At 47.9% G+C, this 15969-nt stretch carries 16 protein-coding genes; 5 read left to right on the forward strand and 11 right to left on the reverse strand.

All coding sequences use genetic code 11. The features are described 5' to 3' along the window. Nucleotides 1-170 precede the first annotated feature (170 nt). On the forward strand, nucleotides 171-656 hold the full coding sequence (locus E4P32_RS10815) for a DUF2165 family protein (protein ID WP_116434198.1): 486 nt from the start codon (nucleotides 171-173) through the stop codon (nucleotides 654-656). A gap of 833 nt (nucleotides 657-1489) precedes the next feature. Here the strand turns inward: E4P32_RS10815 and E4P32_RS10820 are convergent. From E4P32_RS10820 to E4P32_RS10840, 5 genes are all read right to left on the reverse strand, one after another. Continuing rightward, nucleotides 1490-1741 carry a hypothetical protein gene (locus E4P32_RS10820; RefSeq protein ID WP_135008733.1) on the reverse strand — a complete coding sequence of 84 codons (252 nt, stop codon included), beginning with the start codon at nucleotides 1739-1741 and terminating at the stop codon, nucleotides 1490-1492. Between the two features lie 64 nt (nucleotides 1742-1805). Further along, nucleotides 1806-2255, reverse strand: coding sequence for a hypothetical protein (locus E4P32_RS10825; RefSeq protein ID WP_116434196.1), 450 nt, complete (start codon nucleotides 2253-2255; stop codon nucleotides 1806-1808). A gap of 107 nt (nucleotides 2256-2362) precedes the next feature. Continuing rightward, complete coding sequence (locus tag E4P32_RS10830; RefSeq protein WP_135008734.1) at nucleotides 2363-2977, reverse strand: hypothetical protein; 615 nt, start codon at nucleotides 2975-2977, stop codon at nucleotides 2363-2365. Nucleotides 2978-3124: 147 nt separating this feature from the next. Beyond that, entirely contained in the window at nucleotides 3125-3451 is a 327-nt protein-coding gene (locus E4P32_RS10835; RefSeq protein WP_135008735.1) for a hypothetical protein, read from the reverse strand. Between the two features lie 48 nt (nucleotides 3452-3499). Then, nucleotides 3500-3745, reverse strand: coding sequence for a hypothetical protein (locus E4P32_RS10840; protein ID WP_116434193.1), 246 nt, complete (start codon nucleotides 3743-3745; stop codon nucleotides 3500-3502). A 93-nt stretch (nucleotides 3746-3838) separates the two neighbouring features. Between E4P32_RS10840 and E4P32_RS10845 the strand changes: the two genes are divergently transcribed. The 4 genes from E4P32_RS10845 (at nucleotide 3839) to E4P32_RS10860 (ending at nucleotide 7423) form a co-directional block, all read left to right on the forward strand. Next, complete coding sequence (locus E4P32_RS10845; protein ID WP_116434192.1) at nucleotides 3839-4117, forward strand: helix-turn-helix transcriptional regulator; 279 nt, start codon at nucleotides 3839-3841, stop codon at nucleotides 4115-4117. A 171-nt stretch (nucleotides 4118-4288) separates the two neighbouring features. Continuing rightward, complete coding sequence (locus E4P32_RS10850; protein WP_116434191.1) at nucleotides 4289-5248, forward strand: AAA family ATPase; 960 nt, start codon at nucleotides 4289-4291, stop codon at nucleotides 5246-5248. Continuing rightward, nucleotides 5245-5994 carry a TOPRIM nucleotidyl transferase/hydrolase domain-containing protein gene (locus E4P32_RS10855; RefSeq protein ID WP_199525624.1) on the forward strand — a complete coding sequence of 250 codons (750 nt, stop codon included), beginning with the start codon at nucleotides 5245-5247 and terminating at the stop codon, nucleotides 5992-5994. Before E4P32_RS10850 ends, E4P32_RS10855 begins: the two co-directional genes overlap by 4 nt. Further along, the gene (locus E4P32_RS10860) at nucleotides 5987-7423 is read left to right on the forward strand and encodes a UvrD-helicase domain-containing protein (RefSeq protein ID WP_116434189.1); all 1437 of its coding nucleotides are present in this window, start codon (nucleotides 5987-5989) and stop codon (nucleotides 7421-7423) included. The genes E4P32_RS10855 and E4P32_RS10860 overlap by 8 nt, the downstream gene beginning before the upstream one ends. A gap of 150 nt (nucleotides 7424-7573) precedes the next feature. Here the strand turns inward: E4P32_RS10860 and E4P32_RS10865 are convergent, their stop codons facing one another. The 6 genes from E4P32_RS10865 to E4P32_RS10890 form a co-directional block, all read right to left on the reverse strand. After that, nucleotides 7574-8251 (reverse strand): hypothetical protein, encoded by a 678-nt coding sequence (locus E4P32_RS10865; protein ID WP_116434188.1) that lies wholly within the window; start codon nucleotides 8249-8251, stop codon nucleotides 7574-7576. Further along, nucleotides 8248-11607, reverse strand: coding sequence for a hypothetical protein (locus E4P32_RS10870; RefSeq protein WP_116434187.1), 3360 nt, complete (start codon nucleotides 11605-11607; stop codon nucleotides 8248-8250). The genes E4P32_RS10865 and E4P32_RS10870 overlap by 4 nt, the downstream gene beginning before the upstream one ends. Then, the gene (locus E4P32_RS10875) at nucleotides 11600-13006 is read right to left on the reverse strand and encodes a tyrosine-type recombinase/integrase (protein WP_116434186.1); all 1407 of its coding nucleotides are present in this window, start codon (nucleotides 13004-13006) and stop codon (nucleotides 11600-11602) included. Before E4P32_RS10875 ends, E4P32_RS10870 begins: the two co-directional genes overlap by 8 nt. 484 nt (nucleotides 13007-13490) lie before the next feature. Next, nucleotides 13491-14372: a restriction endonuclease gene (locus tag E4P32_RS10880; protein ID WP_199525623.1), complete on the reverse strand. Its 882-nt coding sequence runs from the start codon at nucleotides 14370-14372 to the stop codon at nucleotides 13491-13493. Between the two features lie 90 nt (nucleotides 14373-14462). Next, nucleotides 14463-15167 (reverse strand): hypothetical protein, encoded by a 705-nt coding sequence (locus E4P32_RS10885; protein ID WP_135008736.1) that lies wholly within the window; start codon nucleotides 15165-15167, stop codon nucleotides 14463-14465. 169 nt (nucleotides 15168-15336) lie between these two features. Then, complete coding sequence (locus E4P32_RS10890) at nucleotides 15337-15945, reverse strand: hypothetical protein (protein WP_116434184.1); 609 nt, start codon at nucleotides 15943-15945, stop codon at nucleotides 15337-15339. Nucleotides 15946-15969 lie beyond the last annotated feature (24 nt).

Genomic DNA, 15969 nt, shown 5'->3' on the forward strand with positions numbered 1-15969 from the left:
CTCTTGACCTAAAGTTGACTTGAGGTATTAGAGTGTATCTCGCTACGTTTGGCAAATCCTTTTGGCAGCGCCGTCTTGTCGGGCGGGGGGGGCGACGTATGGGTTTTGTCTGATGCACCGGCCATTAGCGCTAACTGGCCATAGCTTTCCTATTTAATAAAGGCCCATATATGAGTTTGCACAGTTCGCTGTGGCTTTTCCAGTCCGTCTACGCGGTTGGATTGGCCACATGGCTAACGATCGCTGTTATCGATAACCTGAGAGGGTTCCGGGAGCTAGTCCATGTGGTGGGCATCACGATGTCCATGGCGCCTCTAAAGCGATCTCCCGTGATCCATTCGATCCTATCAGAGCGCGCTGTGACATCAGTCCACTGGCATCGCCTGGCAGTGCTCTTGCTGCTGACACTGAAGCTCGTAGCAGCTATCACCTGCTGGACCGGTTGTTACGAGTTGCTCATCGGTGCTGGTTTGAATCACGCCCTCCCTTGGCTCAATATCGCGTTGAGCGCATTCACTACGCTCCTGTTTGCCATGCATCTTGCTGGCCTTTGGTTCGCCTATTGGATTCGCGAGGACGACCTTCAACGCGGACATTTAGCGCTCCTGATCTGGACACTAGCTGCCTTCTTCTTGTTCAACGGCCATTGGGCATGAACCAAAAGGGCTTCCACATCTGAAAATTTATTCGTCCTCGCAGTGGGCGCCGTCATCCTCATCGCTTCTGTTTACGGGGAAGGTAATTTCAAAGACACCATGGATAGGCGCTTTTAGCGCCAGGAGATGTATTTGGAGTCGGCTATTTCCCCGGTTAAGGTAAATAGCCACCGTGTTTGCAGGGCTCTCGATCAACAACGATGTCGCGTTAAAATGACGTGAATCTCGGCGCCCTTGACGGAGTCAGCGTTTTTACACAGCCTCGGCCAGAAGCAGACTTGAACACGCTGGTTTGATTGAGCAATATTGGCATTAAATTTGAGTGTTCCCTGAATAACCAGGAATTTGAAATGGCCTATTGGCATAGTGTGTGCCCTGTCTGTGAGCAAGGGCGTCTATTTGTCACGGTAGTACAAGATATTTAAGGGCTCTTTCTTCTATGTGAAGAATGTGAATCCGCATGGCAGACACCTGAAAATATCGATGTCAACACACACTTTGACTTTTCGGCCAGGAGTGTAGTTCGTGCTAACTACAATGATGTAGCGGAAGCCGGATGGTTCCGTTATGAGCTGATTTCTACTTAGAGGAATTGCCGTAGATGTGAGAGTCTGCAATCGACCAGAAACTGACGTTTGAACAAATAAATTAGCCCGCATATGCGGGCTAATTTATTTGATACATTCAGATAGCTAGAAAGATCAACTGAAGTGTCCACGACGCCGATCTGCGTGTCCAATCACTGAAATACGCCCCGGATGCGGTCGAACTCTTGTTGTAGTCGTCAATAAAATAACAAATCCACAGAGTGCATATGGCTGACAATCCTCGTTTTACGGTGAAAATCGCTTAAGCAAATAGCGTTCGGATCCTAGGGGCGGGTCAAAGCGAGAACTGAGTGCAGGTTTGGTTTTCCGGCTACGCATCCTCCTGACTTGCTCTTCCGCTGCAAGCGCTCGCTCGCGATGCTGATTGGCATCTCGTAACAACATTGCTACCTCATGCCAGTAGACGGCACAGAGGTCGCCGTCTTGTAGTTCCAGTTGGCGCAACTTCTTAAAAGCGATGTCCAAATCAATATCCATTGTGTCCTCGATTGGATTGACGGCAGCTATCTTCAAGCTGGAAGTGCCCCATGCAGCCTCCTTTCTATAAATATACGTCTAAGTTCTTAACCACGGAAAGTAGGCGTTTTATGCGCTCTTGGCTCGTTTGCACCATGTACTTTCTTTGACATTCAGCGACAAACTCTCGCGTTTCATATGGCATGCCGGCGAGAACCTCCGCCGGCGACAGTTCATTGAGTTCATCGCGTTGAACGGTCCAGAATATGTGTATCTCAGATCCTGGCTTTTCAGAAAGATGAGGCAAGATTTTTTTGATCAAATAAGGCGCAGGCCAAATAAATTGCCATGCAGGGAAGTCGGAGATGGCATTCGCGCCACGCTTTTGTATCCCATATAAGCAATGGGCTTCGAGCGCGCCTAGGACTTCGGCATTACTTCCGTGATTCTGCATACGCAGAATCAACTCACTCACAGCCCATCTTGAAACAGGAAGCGTGGTGCGCACCTCTGGCGCGACATATGGAATGTTCATAAGAAGACCACGCTAATAAACGCCCATGCCAGGCGCCGACTCAAGGCCCCGATATACATAAAATATTTGGATGAGAGCGGATCTTGAGTTAATGAACTGACCACGGATTAATTTTCGACTTTCCAGTTGCCATCGACTGGAGTAAGCGTCTTAGTAACTTCAACTGTGGCGCCCTTCAATACGCTTTTGACTTCAGGAAAGGCATCCTGGATTTTCTTATTGGATGCCCAGCCGGCCACGTTATCAGTACGAACGACGTACTTGACCTCGGCCGTTCTCTTGCCGTCCCCGCCCTCAATTTCTGTGATTGATTCGACCTTATCCAGGACGAATTTACCGTAACAGAACTCAGGGCGATTCACGTCAATCCATGCACCCATCGCATAAGCTTCACGAGGTTTCGTACCGAAGAACTTGCTGCCGAGATCAGTGACCGTGAAGCGCACTACCGACATTTGGGCGCCAAAATTCCCGCCGGCGCTGACGCTCGTCGAATTACGCCCCACTAAACCCACATTTTCCAAGGCACTTAGTTGCGCAGGTAGGCCGTCGTTCATGATCTCCATAATGGAAGGATTCAGGTCTCGAGGGCTGATATCGACTGGGAACTTGCCGACATAGAGACAAAGATCGCCTCGTTTTGCGTAGTACTGATCCAACGTCAGCTTTGCCGTATCGTCGGATGGTTTTCCATCTTTTTTGCAAGCGGTGACCGTAAGCAAGCAGATAGCGCACATTAGTGCGCGACATATCGTGTTTTTTATCATGTTCTGGCAGTGAGTTATTAGTTCATCGGTTGTTGGCGGAGTGGTCGCTGACTGAATCCGTTCACAGTCGGGGGTAATTTCCAGTCTCAGTGGTCTCACTCTCTACCGTCGACGTCCCGAAAATCGCTTGTACAGCTGGTAGGCGATAAATCCCCAGAAGGCCAAGGAGCCTAGGCCAATGAACACCTCCGTGATGTCCTGGCTTTTAAACAGCTGGGCGATAAAACCTAGGCCGAAGATTAAGCCGGCCACGATAACCACCAACCAGCCGAAGATCGTCAATTGCCCGCCAGACTGATACATGACACCCCCACAAAACGGGCATAGATGCTGTGTCGCCATGTATCGGAGGGCACCAAAGGCTGGCCGGTAGCGCCACAGTTTGGGGGCGCAATTCTTCTCACAATGCGGGCATTGGGTCTTATCCATTTTTCTTGGTTACTTTCTTAGGACCTATGAGAGTGTGTGGAGGCGTATCTATTGCTTGCTCAGGTGATGTTCCAAATCTTTTGATAGCGTCTGCTTCAATGCCTTCGCCCATCTTGCGAATTCATCGATAGGTTGTATGGATTCGGCTGGCTCTTCAGACTGTCCGCGGGACCGAATCAGGCGCCATTGGACGAATAGACTCCCGTCCACCGCCATGCTGATGGATTTCACTTTTCTAATGACACCGCCATGTCCGATGTAGATGGAAAATGGCCGAATCTCGCCTTTCTTCATGGGTGTATTCCTGAAAACGATTAAATGAACACTATAGATTGTAGCTCTAAAGTGTTCAAAATGAGTACATCAGTCTCTTTAGGAGACTGTTATATGAAGTTGCGAGAAGGATTTGCTGCCGCGCTCCGAGAGACTCGGAAACAACAGGAATTGACCCAAGAGGATTTTTCGGACGTTTCGAGCCGTACTTATCTGAGTACGCTTGAACGAGGCATGAAATCACCTACATTGGACAAGCTTGAAGAAATTGCTTCAGTAATAGGTGTTCATCCCGTTACTCTTTTGATTATGGCGTACTGCAAGATAGAGAACGTGGACGCCAAGACCTTCTGCAACAAAATACTGTCAGAAACGGCTAAATTTTCAAACTAACGAGTATGTTTGGAGTGTGATCCTGAAGAATGAGGATATTTCGAGAATCTCATCTACCTTATGATTACAGATCTATTCCGTCAGAACATAATCTTTTGCTTCGACATTACGCGCAACTAAGATCAACGAGTGTTCGCAAGCTGGCCACAATAAAACTGCATTGAGGAATCAATGAAAATAAGACGGCTCTCAATAGTAAATTTTAAGGGAATCAAAAATCTCGAATGGACGCTTCCAAATGAAGGTATCTACTGTCTTATCGGGAAAGGAGATTCGGCTAAGACGACTGTGCTGGAGGCAATTCGGTGCGTTTTTAGTTCCGCCTGGAATTTACCTTTTTTTGACTCCGATTTTCATGCGTGCGACACCACAAATCCTATCAAGATTGAAATCGTACTAGGCGAGTTGACCGATGAGTTCTGTTCGGACAAAAAATATTCCGATCATTTACGGGGCTGGAACAAAAATAAGAAAAAATTGAATGACGAGCCTGCCGATGATGATGAAGAAGTTTTAAGCGTGCGGCTGAGAGTTGAAAAGGATTTGGAGCCTAAATGGAAGGTCGTTACTGACCGCAATCCTGATGGTGTCGACTTCAAGACTGCCGATCGTGCAAAAGTAGGTGTCGGCATGATTGGTAATTTAAACGAGAAACAGCTCAGTTGGGCTACAGGAACCGTTCTGGCTCAAATCACCGAATCTGACAATCTAAACAGCTCCCTGGTGGATGCGACTCGCGCAGCGCGAAGTTCTCTAGATGGCCAGAGGAACGCACTTGAAAAGTTCGATGCCGCAGCAGCAAAATCACAGGCCGTCGCGACAAATCTGGGGGTACCAGTCGCTTATGAATACAAAGCCCATTTGGATCTGAGTTCGATAAATATCCGCATCGGTGGATTGACTCTGCACGACGGAGAAATTCCATTGCGTCAACTGGGGTTGGGATCTAGACGCATGTTGCTCTGTGGAATACAGCAGGAAAGCTTACAGGAGCAACATATCACCCTCTTTGATGAGTTGGAATATGGTTTAGAGCCCCATAGAATCGCCAGACTAGTTAGCACATCAAGGATGACCAGAAAGGGCAATATTTCCTTACCACCCATTCCCCAACCGTTTTACGAGAATTGACTGTCGAACATCTCCATATCGTCCACAGAGATGCCGACGGTGTTCAGGTCGTGCATGCCGCCGGAGATGATCTGCAGGGTCTGAATATTCAAGGTCATGTGCGTTCGAGTGCTGAAGCGTTTCTATCCAAAAAGGTCATTATCTGTGAAGGACAGACCGAGGTGGGTTTTATGCGCGGCATGGACCATCTCTGGTCGAAGCCCCCGCAGACTAAGGAGCCATTTTCATATATGGGCATAGTTTTACTGAACGCCGGCGGCGCTAGCAAGATCTCGGGACTGGCCACCGGATTTCGCAGACTACATTACGATGTGATTGTCCTGGCAGACGGCGATGCGCAGGATCAATTCTCAGATCAAAACGCGGCAGATCTGCGAAAAATCGGGGCCTCGGTTACGATGTGGGCGAATAATCTATCGATCGAGCAGTGTGCTATGAGCGACTTACCTTGGATGCAAGTGCAGGCGAGTCTTACTTTGGCCGCGGAGCGTGAATTTCCGGTAGTTGCTCAGGTTGCCTCTAAATTACAACAAGCGCTGCCACCGGACTTTAGCACTTGGGAGGACTCTCCAGCGCTACGTGCTGCGATCGGTGCTGCGGCTAAAGGATGTAGCTGGTTTAAGGACATTACTCACGGCGAGCTCTGGGGAGAAATCGTCTTCTCGGCATTAGCTATCCCTGCCTTTCAAAAAACGGATTTAGCGACCAAGCTGCAGCAACTACGCGATTGGATTGACAATGATTGACGACCTTCCCGAAACGCTTGCCAAGAGCGTCGGAAAGGGCTATGTAATTGCACCTGCTGGATTTGGCAAAACACATTTGATTGCGGAGTCTGTTCGGAAAGCCTCGAAACGGCAGTTGGTACTAACGCATACCTATGCTGGCGTTAATGCAATCAGAAAGAAAATGCAGTTATTGAAAATCCCGTCGTCCTTATATCACGTTGATACTATTGCCAGTTGGTCGCTGCGCCAATGTCTAAGTTACCCCAAAACATCCGGGTGGAAAAAGGAGGCTCCGTCAAAAAATGATTGGAACAAGCTCTATGGAGTCTGTTCAGGGCTATTAGATCGTCCGTTTATGCGTCGCATCATACTGAGTTCATATGGTGGTCTGTATGTTGACGAGTACCAGGATTGCAATAAATGTCAACACGCGTTAATCGAAGCTCTAAGTAATCTGGTGCCATCTCGCATTCTGGGTGACCCTATGCAGGCGATTTTCGATTTTTCCGGCCAAGAAAAGCCAATCGATTGGGAAACGGAAATCTATCCTCATTATCAACTTCTCGGAAAACTGAGTGAGCCTTGGAGATGGAAACGCGCTGGCGCGGACGAATTAGCTAAATGGTTGAAAGAGGCCCGCGCACTTCTTGAAAAAAATGCTCAAATTCCTCTAACAGGAAAATTGCCAGCAGGCGTCAATCTTCATTCAATAGATATCAATGACTACGCTGCCCGTGGACGGCTTAATTGCTTTTATAAACATAAAGGCAACATGGATTCGGTTATCGCAATCTATTCGGGGGACGTCAAATCTAAGAATAAGGCGCACAGCCTCGCGAGAAGTCTGAGTGGGGATTTCTCTAGCTTAGAGGAAGTTGAAGGAAAGGATCTTCACAGTATTGTAAAAAAAATAGATGCGGCGAATACCTCAGCCGCCACATTACTCTTGAGTGTCGGACTTTTAAAAAAATGCTGCACCGCTATCAATGAAGTACTCACGGCATCAATTAAGAAGGGAGAAGTAGGTAAAGTCACTCGATCAACAAGATGTCCTGAGATCCTTATCGCCGCCAACGCATTTTTAGCGTCCGACTCATATCAAGACTTGGCGCAATTTCTTCACCTTGTGCAGAATAGGCACGAAGTAACTGTATATCGACGTGATCTTCTTTACCGATTAATGAATGTGTTTCGAACATATGCGGAACACGATGCGCCGACTCTCGCTGAGGCTGCCACTAGATATCAACAGCAATTCCGGCATTCAGGTAGACCGATACGACACAATCGGCTTATTGCCACCACGTTGCTGGTGAAGGGACTTGAGTACGATCACGCTATCGTTTTGGAAGCCGACACAATGAGCATAAAAGATCTTTACGTGGCAATTACTCGCGGATCTAAATCCGTCACACTCGTGACTGTAGCCCAAAGCGTACCAGCATAAGCGTGTCGCCACTATTTCGCGGAAGCTGAGGCGCGGAGGAGTATACGATCGAGTCTCTGTCTATGGACGGTACTGTGAGGTCGATTAATGGTAGATGGCAATTCCTCGCACAAATCAACAGGCGGGCGGTTTGATCGAAAACCAATGTGTCTATATGCCGACTCTGTCATTGACCCTAAGCCAATCTAGGAACGCCTTGGCTATTTCTGGCTCAACGATGACATTGTTGCCCCGCAGGGTCGCGAGATCAACGATGCAACCCCGATCCAGGTCGATGCGGATCAGTTCTTTGAAATGCTCCAAAGTTAGCCACAAGGCTTTACAGGCCATTGCCTTATCATTCGATAGTCGTGACAATTCTGCTGCGTTATCGGAGGCGAGCGTGGGTGATGCAGTCAATACCGGAGATGGAGCTACTTGTGCCTCAAGGTCTGCAATGTAGGTGCGTAGTCGCTCGTTATCGCGTTTTACATTGCTTAGTTCAAGTTCAACTGTATGGATCAGCGCCAGGGCCGCGGGTTCGGATACTTGAACCGCATTCGTCCCAGCTCGCATTGCCATGAAGTTCAGTAGTTGCGCCTTGTAGCGGCTGTTCCGAAGCAGAGTAGTAAAGCTGCATGGCTTACGTTCCACCATTTGGATTTGTTCTGCAACTGCCTTCGCTAGGTCGGTGACATATTCAAACTTCGCACGAGTCTTCTTGAGAGAAGCGAGGTAACGGATGATTACCTCTTCGCGCTCAGACATTCCCTTGTCTTGGTAGCCTTTAAATGGATTCGCGAGGCGACGTTTAGGTTTCAACTCCGCAGGCAACTTGCGCGTTGTCATGCTATACCTTTCGTTACTAACTTTAGCGGTCGAATGGGAATCGACTCAAGATAAGAGTCGGATTCCAGCATAATTTTCAGGTCCGCCAACGTCAGACGATGGGCTGCAATGATTGACCGCAATAGGCCTAAGCACTCTGCGCCAGGATTCGTAGAAGGCTCGAACCTTAGTGCCGCTCGGACATTCCCCGTGTTCACCAGCAACTGGCGTCGCAGCAAGTCAAATCGGGCCCGTATCTGGGGGCTTTCAAGAATTGGGAACGTTTCGCTCTCTTGGAGTCGAGCCAATACATACTCGGTCGAGTCTGTCGGGAATAGTGCTCGACGTAGGTCTTTCTCAATGATCTCTGGCTTTTGAACGTGCCATGACTTCGTGCTTTCGCCAGTCGCAATGCGTTGGCGCATGACTTCGAGTACTTCAGCAGCCATTTGCCAAGCGGCTAAGTCTTCCGCGAGGGTATCGCGTGTCTGCTCGAGAGAGTCAAGCTCGTCAGCAGTAAGATCCTCTTCTCCGTCTACAGCCATAATCCTCGACTCAATCTCGACTAAGCCTTCAAGAACTTGGCGTATCTTCGCCGTGATCGCTGGAAGATGGTCAACAGACCGGACTGCAAAGGAACATGGACCGCAGCGTCGCCATCCCTTAAGCTCGGTAACTACATTCGGCGGGCATTGATTGGCATATGGGCAAATTTCGGTCTTATTTTCGATTGCCCCGACCCCTCTGGTGTCCTTTAGGACATCCATTCCCGTCTTGCCACCTTCCGTAAAACTCAGACTAATGCATCCGAATGCTGATAGCGTCTCATCAACATTGGTTCTCAACCCCTTAGATAGATTCGAGTTGATGTCATCTGCCTTAATGTGCGCATCACTACGGCCAGGCGAAGCCCGCAGCATCGCTTCGTAGCCTTTCTCGTACCCCATCTGCCGTATTGCCAGCTGCTGTCGACGCTGCTCCGCAAAGATTTCTTCCTTATCAGGTACCACGTAGTGATAGACGGTTGCTTCCGTTTGCCCGGTCCAATGCCGACCTATGAGGTCTGCTGGAAGTATCCCAATAGAATGAGAGATGACGCTGACGCGAGCACTGTGCGGAGTGATGTCTGACTTGATGCTCAAATCGCAAATACGTGTTTGGATGCTCCCGTAAGTGTGGAGTTTCTTATCCATGTCAGGGTCGTTATAGGCCACTCCTTTGGGTAGTAGCCTAGTCAACTTGAACCCGTGTTCTCCTACTGTACCTAATTCGCCTTGCAGGCCGTTCAGGAGGCGCATCCAGCAAGTCTGGTACATTTCGTCGGAATGCGGCCGCCCGTCGAGATGGTGCGAAAACAGTGGAAGAATGTCTCCCCATTTGCTTTCGGGGTTATTGTTGTAATAGATACGACTTTCGAAGCCACGCTCATCAATCAGCGCACGCCAATCTCGTTGTTGCCTCAATACTTCAATCACTTTGAAGTTGACATATGGCGTCCAAGGTTTTGTCTTCGTCTTATCAGTATTTACGTGGAGCTCGGCAAACTCGCGACTGCCGTGCTCGTCGTCGACTAGCTGGTCAAACGTAGCGTTATCCAGCCATTGGATATGATTGTGGCGGAGGCCGGTGTACAGAGAGACAAGAATCTGATGAATGGCGTGTGGATGCGGTACTTTGCTAACGTGACCGTTTTTCAGCCTTTTTGAGTCAATATTGAAGATATTGGGAATGTGCCTCAAGGGATACATTTTTCCTTGATAAAAGACTATTGGTACAAATCCCAAAACGTCCTGTCGTTCCAGGCAGTCGATTGTGGTCTGAGATGTGCCGAAGCCTTTCAGGCCGTCGTTGCTAACCACTCCGGAGACTACCCGTTGCGTCAAAACACTTGAGAGGGTCGCTAGCGCTTCCACGTATGAAACGTAGAACTTGAAGATACGACGCGGAATAGGCCGCTTCGTCGTTCCGGTGGATCTCGACTGAGCTGGATAGTCGTATGCAAACAGCGGCTGACGAAATCCTTTGGAGTTTGGTAACGCTTCGTTATGCCGCTCAATGAATTCAAAGAGCTTTTCTATTTGTTTCAGCACGGCATAGTGAGTAGTTACCTCCCATTTCCTGATTGGGGCCATTTTGTCGAAGAACTCGACTATAGGTAACGGCCGCAATTGTCCTTCCATTAAGCCTAAGTCCGAAATGAAAACAGCCGATAGCAGTTTATCGGGTGCCGAGGGGAACTCGAACGTGACGCCAGGATTTTCGGCGTACCAATAAGGCAAATAGCCGAAGAGGTAGATGTTTAGGTAGCCTAGAGCCGCAATGCGCTGTTTTTTGCTCTCAAGTCGAATCTTTCGCAAGAATGTGTGCTGAATGCGAATCCAAGTCTCGGAATTCGCTTTCAAGTCGAATTCCAGTCCGGGAAGGGAGGTCAGATATTCCAATGCATTAGGGGCCATATCTGCAGGGTTGAGCTTTGCAGTTTCTTCGAGAAGATTGCGGCGACCACCAATCAAGCCCTCAAGGCCAATAAAGTTCCTTTGGGGCCTCGCCTTATCTAGGGCGGCTCGCCATCCAGCAGCAGTGACGGGCGACGCACTGCCGTACTTGCGCTCAAACAGGTCCGCGAGCATTAACAAACCGAGGTCTGAGTTCCCAGAGAAACCAGTTTCGTCATTTGCAGCTTTCAGCGATAACATGTCCCCATAATTGACATCGGTTAGTTCAAGCCAGCCTCCGGCAACAATGAGTCGCTGCCCCATCCAAACAAGGCGTTCTCGTTGCTTTGTCGTATAAGCTTCGAAAACTTTCTCAGACTGTTCGCCATCTTCGAGGCAATTCAACGATCGGATGAATCGAAAAAGTTCTGGCAAATGCTCTAAAGGGCATACCTCGCGCTTCGCCAGAATTGCACCTTTATATCCGAGATCAAAACTCAACGGCCACTTAAACGAAAATGGAAGAATTATTGCTCGACGAATGTGCAAGGAAATGAGGAAAGCAGAAAATCCTCTGCGTAACGGAGGAAGGTAAGTCTTACGGTACCCCTTAATGCCGCCGTCATCGGCCGGGATTCGAGTTACAGCCGCGTACAGGGTGGGGGAACAGTGACCTGTTTCAATACTTATGAAATCAAAAACATCTTTCACATACCGCTCGTTCAAGTCACCAATATCCTGCTTCAATATAAATTGCTGCGCGAAGGCAGGGAGAGCTGCATTAAAGTGAGTCTTGGTTGAAACTGTATTCAGAGCTATGTCCTGAAGGCCGTAAGATTGTAGTATCCAACTGCTGGCTTCTTGGAGGGCGGCCACTACGCTTCTCTGGAGGTCCTTTCCAGACTGAATAATGACTACTTCGCCCTTAGTGGCGTTAATCATTCCCTCTTCCTTTTTCCTGTTCTATGTCTGCCTCGACTTCGGCGAGTCGAGACAATAACGCTGCGTGTTTGAGCTGCGCAATCGAACGAACCTTTCCATTTTTGAATACCATCATGTTCGCGTACTGCAATTCGGCTTTCAAGAGATCCCTGTCATAACGAGCGTACTTTGCTGTGTCCTTGGCCTGACGATGGCCCATGAGCTTCTGGACGAGGCCTAGAGGTAGGCCGTAGGTTCCATCTGGTCGAGGAAAATAGTTAAGCAGGTAGCTGCCATACATGTGTCGCAACGAATGCGGTCCTTCGATGTCTTCGATCTTCGCAAGTTTGGTAGCTCTTCTTAGAACTCCGTTGCGAGATGAGGCTGCAGCTAGGAAATAAGGCATTCCTTGCTCTCCGTCTCGAGTGTATTGGAAAACGAAATTGTGTCGTCCGTGAGGAATGTACTCGTGGCGAAGGTATAGAGCTAGTGCCTCGAAGAACATCGTTGCAAAAGGTTCAATGAGCAAGGTTGTCGACGTCGATCTGCCTTTCCAAACTAAGCGGTCCCGCTGTTCTGGGAGTAGCGCCAAATAGGCCTGACAATTTGGCCGGCTCTTAAAATCCACCAGCTGTACGGTTTGTAACTTGGTGTGGACGTCTTCCCAGAGCAGTTGTAAGGCTTCGCTTATCCTGCAACCGCATGCTCCGCAGAGTGCATAAAGGGCTTTGTCGCGGTAAGTTTTGAGAAACCCTAAAGCGCCAACCAGTTTGTCGAAGGGAAATGCTCGTTCATGCTCATAAGTGACATCCGGCATGCTGGTCGGCAATATGCTCTCTTCAATCAATTTCGGTCCACCGGAAATGACTCCGGCCAGCATTGAATTTGCAATCATGGCGCGCCGCTGGAAGCTAAGAATATCGTGCCTATTCCCGACACCGACCAAAAGCTTTTGATCGTCTATGTGGGCGACGCCGATACCAAGCTCAGTTACCTCGAGCATCTGCACGCGAATACGTTCAGAAAGCTTCAGAAAACTTCGGATGGCGGTGTGTTGAATTGAAGACGAGCTTTGTGACATTCGTGGCGACGGCAAGGTCTCGTTAACTCGGCGCGCAATCTCTTTCCCAGAATTTGATCCGAGAACCAAGTAGTCGTCGTACGCTTCAATCACGTCCACCAAGGTATCTGAATTCACATTGCCGCCCGAGTCTATCGGAGTCCATACCGCGACTTCGAACAGGTAGTCAATGAATTGGGCAAGCCATCTGCAGTAATTGGCTCGGGTGTTGATTGAGCGTCGTTCGAGCGTTTTGGCAAAAACTTCGAAAGCACGTACGCGACGCCCATCAGGACCCAATAATCTCCAAGACTGCTTTCCGTTCAATTTTATTTTAATTAAGGAAACATTCTTGAGCATCGGTCACTTTACTTAATGTGCATCTGGGGGGACGCAGCGTAGCCGATATTGTCTAAATGTACAACTATGATGCGCATTGGCGCATGCTGTACATCTTTGAATGTCTTACGGAATAAAAGGATGAAGGGAATTGGACCCTCGTATGAAGCTAGGGAAGCTTCCGTTCTACTATTGAAACACATCCGCACCGGATGCCTACTTGAAGGACGCTGTAAGGTGCATCTCTACTAGCCTGCAATAAGAACCCTCGTCGTAAGCTTGGGAAGCTTCTGCTCTACCATTGAGCTACACCCGCGGAACCCGCATTTTACGCGGGATTTGGGGTGTTTTGTGAATTTGAAGGTTGTTCAGTGTGATGGATTCTGTGGTGGCCGATTACTTCAAGCTGTTATCGCGGTTGGGTAAGTTCAAAGCCAAGAATTACACGTCGCCGCAGGCAATTGCCTGTATCGGACGCACTTGGCCCCATGGAAAATATGTCTAATCAGGATTTTTGACTTGCTTCAGCTAATAACGCTTGGCCCATCAAAATGTACGACTTTCGCATACGTTCTTGGTGTTTTCGGTTGTGTTCAACTGCTTGAAGATCTCTTTCATCTTCCACACTTGGCTTGAAGTCACCACCTATTATCATTGCATGCTCTGCTCGCAATAACATTTCGTCAAACATATTGAGATTGATATTTAACCAATTGCTGAATTCCGCATAGCTATCAACGATATCTTCGCCTACGTGGACTTCAAGTAGCGACTTGACGCACATTGGATACCTGTTTTCCTTGGCTCTTTCAATTGCTGCAAAAATCATTGCAATAAAAAGTTGTCCGCTAAACCTTAGATTAAATTCATAGGGATCGTCTCTAAGACCATATTTAATACGCACCGCTTTTCCGTGCGAAAAATAGCGTTTCACCAGCAAATCCGCTCGAGACTCGTATGCGTTGAGTAGTTCTCCTTGCACTATATTCTTGGTGCGTTCTTTCAAAGCTTCAAACGTGACCAATTGAACATTTGTTTTAGATGCCGCTTCAATAGCTCCACTCTGAAAACCTTTTTCGGAAATTAAAAAACCTTTATCTGCACCTACTTCATCAACGACAGATCGCAAAGTCAGAACTTTGTCTTTGGGAACGTTTGTCTTCCAGTACTTGGCCTCAATGACCCATTTGATATCTGTTCCTAAAAATTTCGTGACTACGAAGACGTCTATATCGTGTTTGGTTCTAACGCCATCAAGCGAAATATTAGTGCTGGCGGATGCCCCTAAACTGCGGAAGTGCTCGGCAATCAGTTCTTGAAAAACATACCATCGCTTATTTTTTTGCATACCGTGGCCATGTGTGTCGGGGGAAATTGCGCTGAACACTGCCCCACCTTTTATTATCGAAACTGACTCGCTCTTGGAATTAATCCGTTGATATCATAGAGCTGAGCAGTATAAGGACAAAAATTCATCTTATGGCTGGAACACGATAATCCCCCGGCCCTTGGCGGCATTTCGCATGTAACTTTGTAGGCTATGAATGTTGGTGCGTCGGGTCCTATCCGGAACGCTCGAAATAGCGTCCCAACGTTTGGTCATTAATTTGCGATATTCATCTTTAAATCGTTTCAGAGAGTGCGTTTCAGTATTCATATCTAAAAGGCGTTTCTCGACGGATGAAAAGTCTGTGTCGCCTGGATCAAATTCAAGACGATCTTCTGAATGGACAGTCCATACACCTGTAGCGGTGTCGTAGATCACATGATGATGCTCATCGATAGGCGCTGGTACGGGTATTACAGATGGTCTAACCCACCATACTTGTCTCCAAAGCGATGGGGGTGTCCACTGCCGTAACGTTGTTTCAGAGTCGAATTTCGGAAAGCCGTAGTAAACAGGAAACCCTAGTGCTTCAAGTGCACACAGCATAGTGTGCTGATCACGATACGTGGTGCGATTAAGATTCCATCGATGCTTTGCTCCATTGACGTATAGACGCTTATATTGAATGAATTCACCAAGCCAAGTTCCATCGGTTGCGAGAACATCAAATCCAAACTCTTTCTCCTGGCCTTGCGACGCTCCTACTGCATATGCATTCATTTGATTGGTTCGTCTCATCTTCTCGATGATTGTTCTCGTTACATTCAACTCGACCGTTTTTTCCGTTATCGTCATTTTTTTGACCTAGAGTTGTTTCGAAATATCCAGTTTTAAAAAATTAACAATCGATTTTATTTCCTCGATTTTCGCAATGAACCATTCGAAACCAGGTGTAGCACATGTCCGATATTGAGGTTCAATTTGTACAATCGGAAAGTCTCATAGAGACTAGCTCATTGATGCGCTAAATTTTTAGAATGGCGGCGCACGCGTCGGCATCTTCGCTGGCGCGAAACAAGGTAAAGCGCATAGACGCATCTTCTTTACGATAACGCGCCAATACATCCCCTCCTAACTTCCAATTGTCAGGCATTTTCTTCGCTGGCTTAAGCAGGCGATCTTCGTCTCTTTTAACAACCGCAATGTGCCACGATTGATTGAGCATTTTCTTGATCTCATCAATTGCTGGAACTTCTCCTGCGGCGGCCTGTTTTTCGCATTCTTGCCGCATCAAATCCTTAGGGATGATGTGCTCAAACGCCAGCTGTAACCCTTTTTTAGGAAAATCCCGGAGTGCTTCTAAAGCATCTTTACTATAGTAGTCAGCTACGAGATAGCGACGGTCTCCAGATTTACGTCCTGTCAATTTAGGGCGATGATGAAAAATGGGAGAGACTGGGGCATGCACTGCGAAATATATGCTTAAGAATTTGATGCGGGCTTCGTTCATACTGCTTTGAAGCTCTGGCTCATTTTTATTTTGAATATATATGAATTCCAAAAATTTTTGATATGCCTGTGCCATCTTAGTATGGAGATCAAGTCGGGCCTCGAGAAATTCTGTTGTTTTCATTTTTATACGTTGGTTGAGTTAAAT

This window comes from Herbaspirillum sp. 3R11 (genome assembly GCF_004563925.1).
Classification (GTDB): Bacteria; Pseudomonadota; Gammaproteobacteria; order Burkholderiales; family Burkholderiaceae_D; genus Herbaspirillum.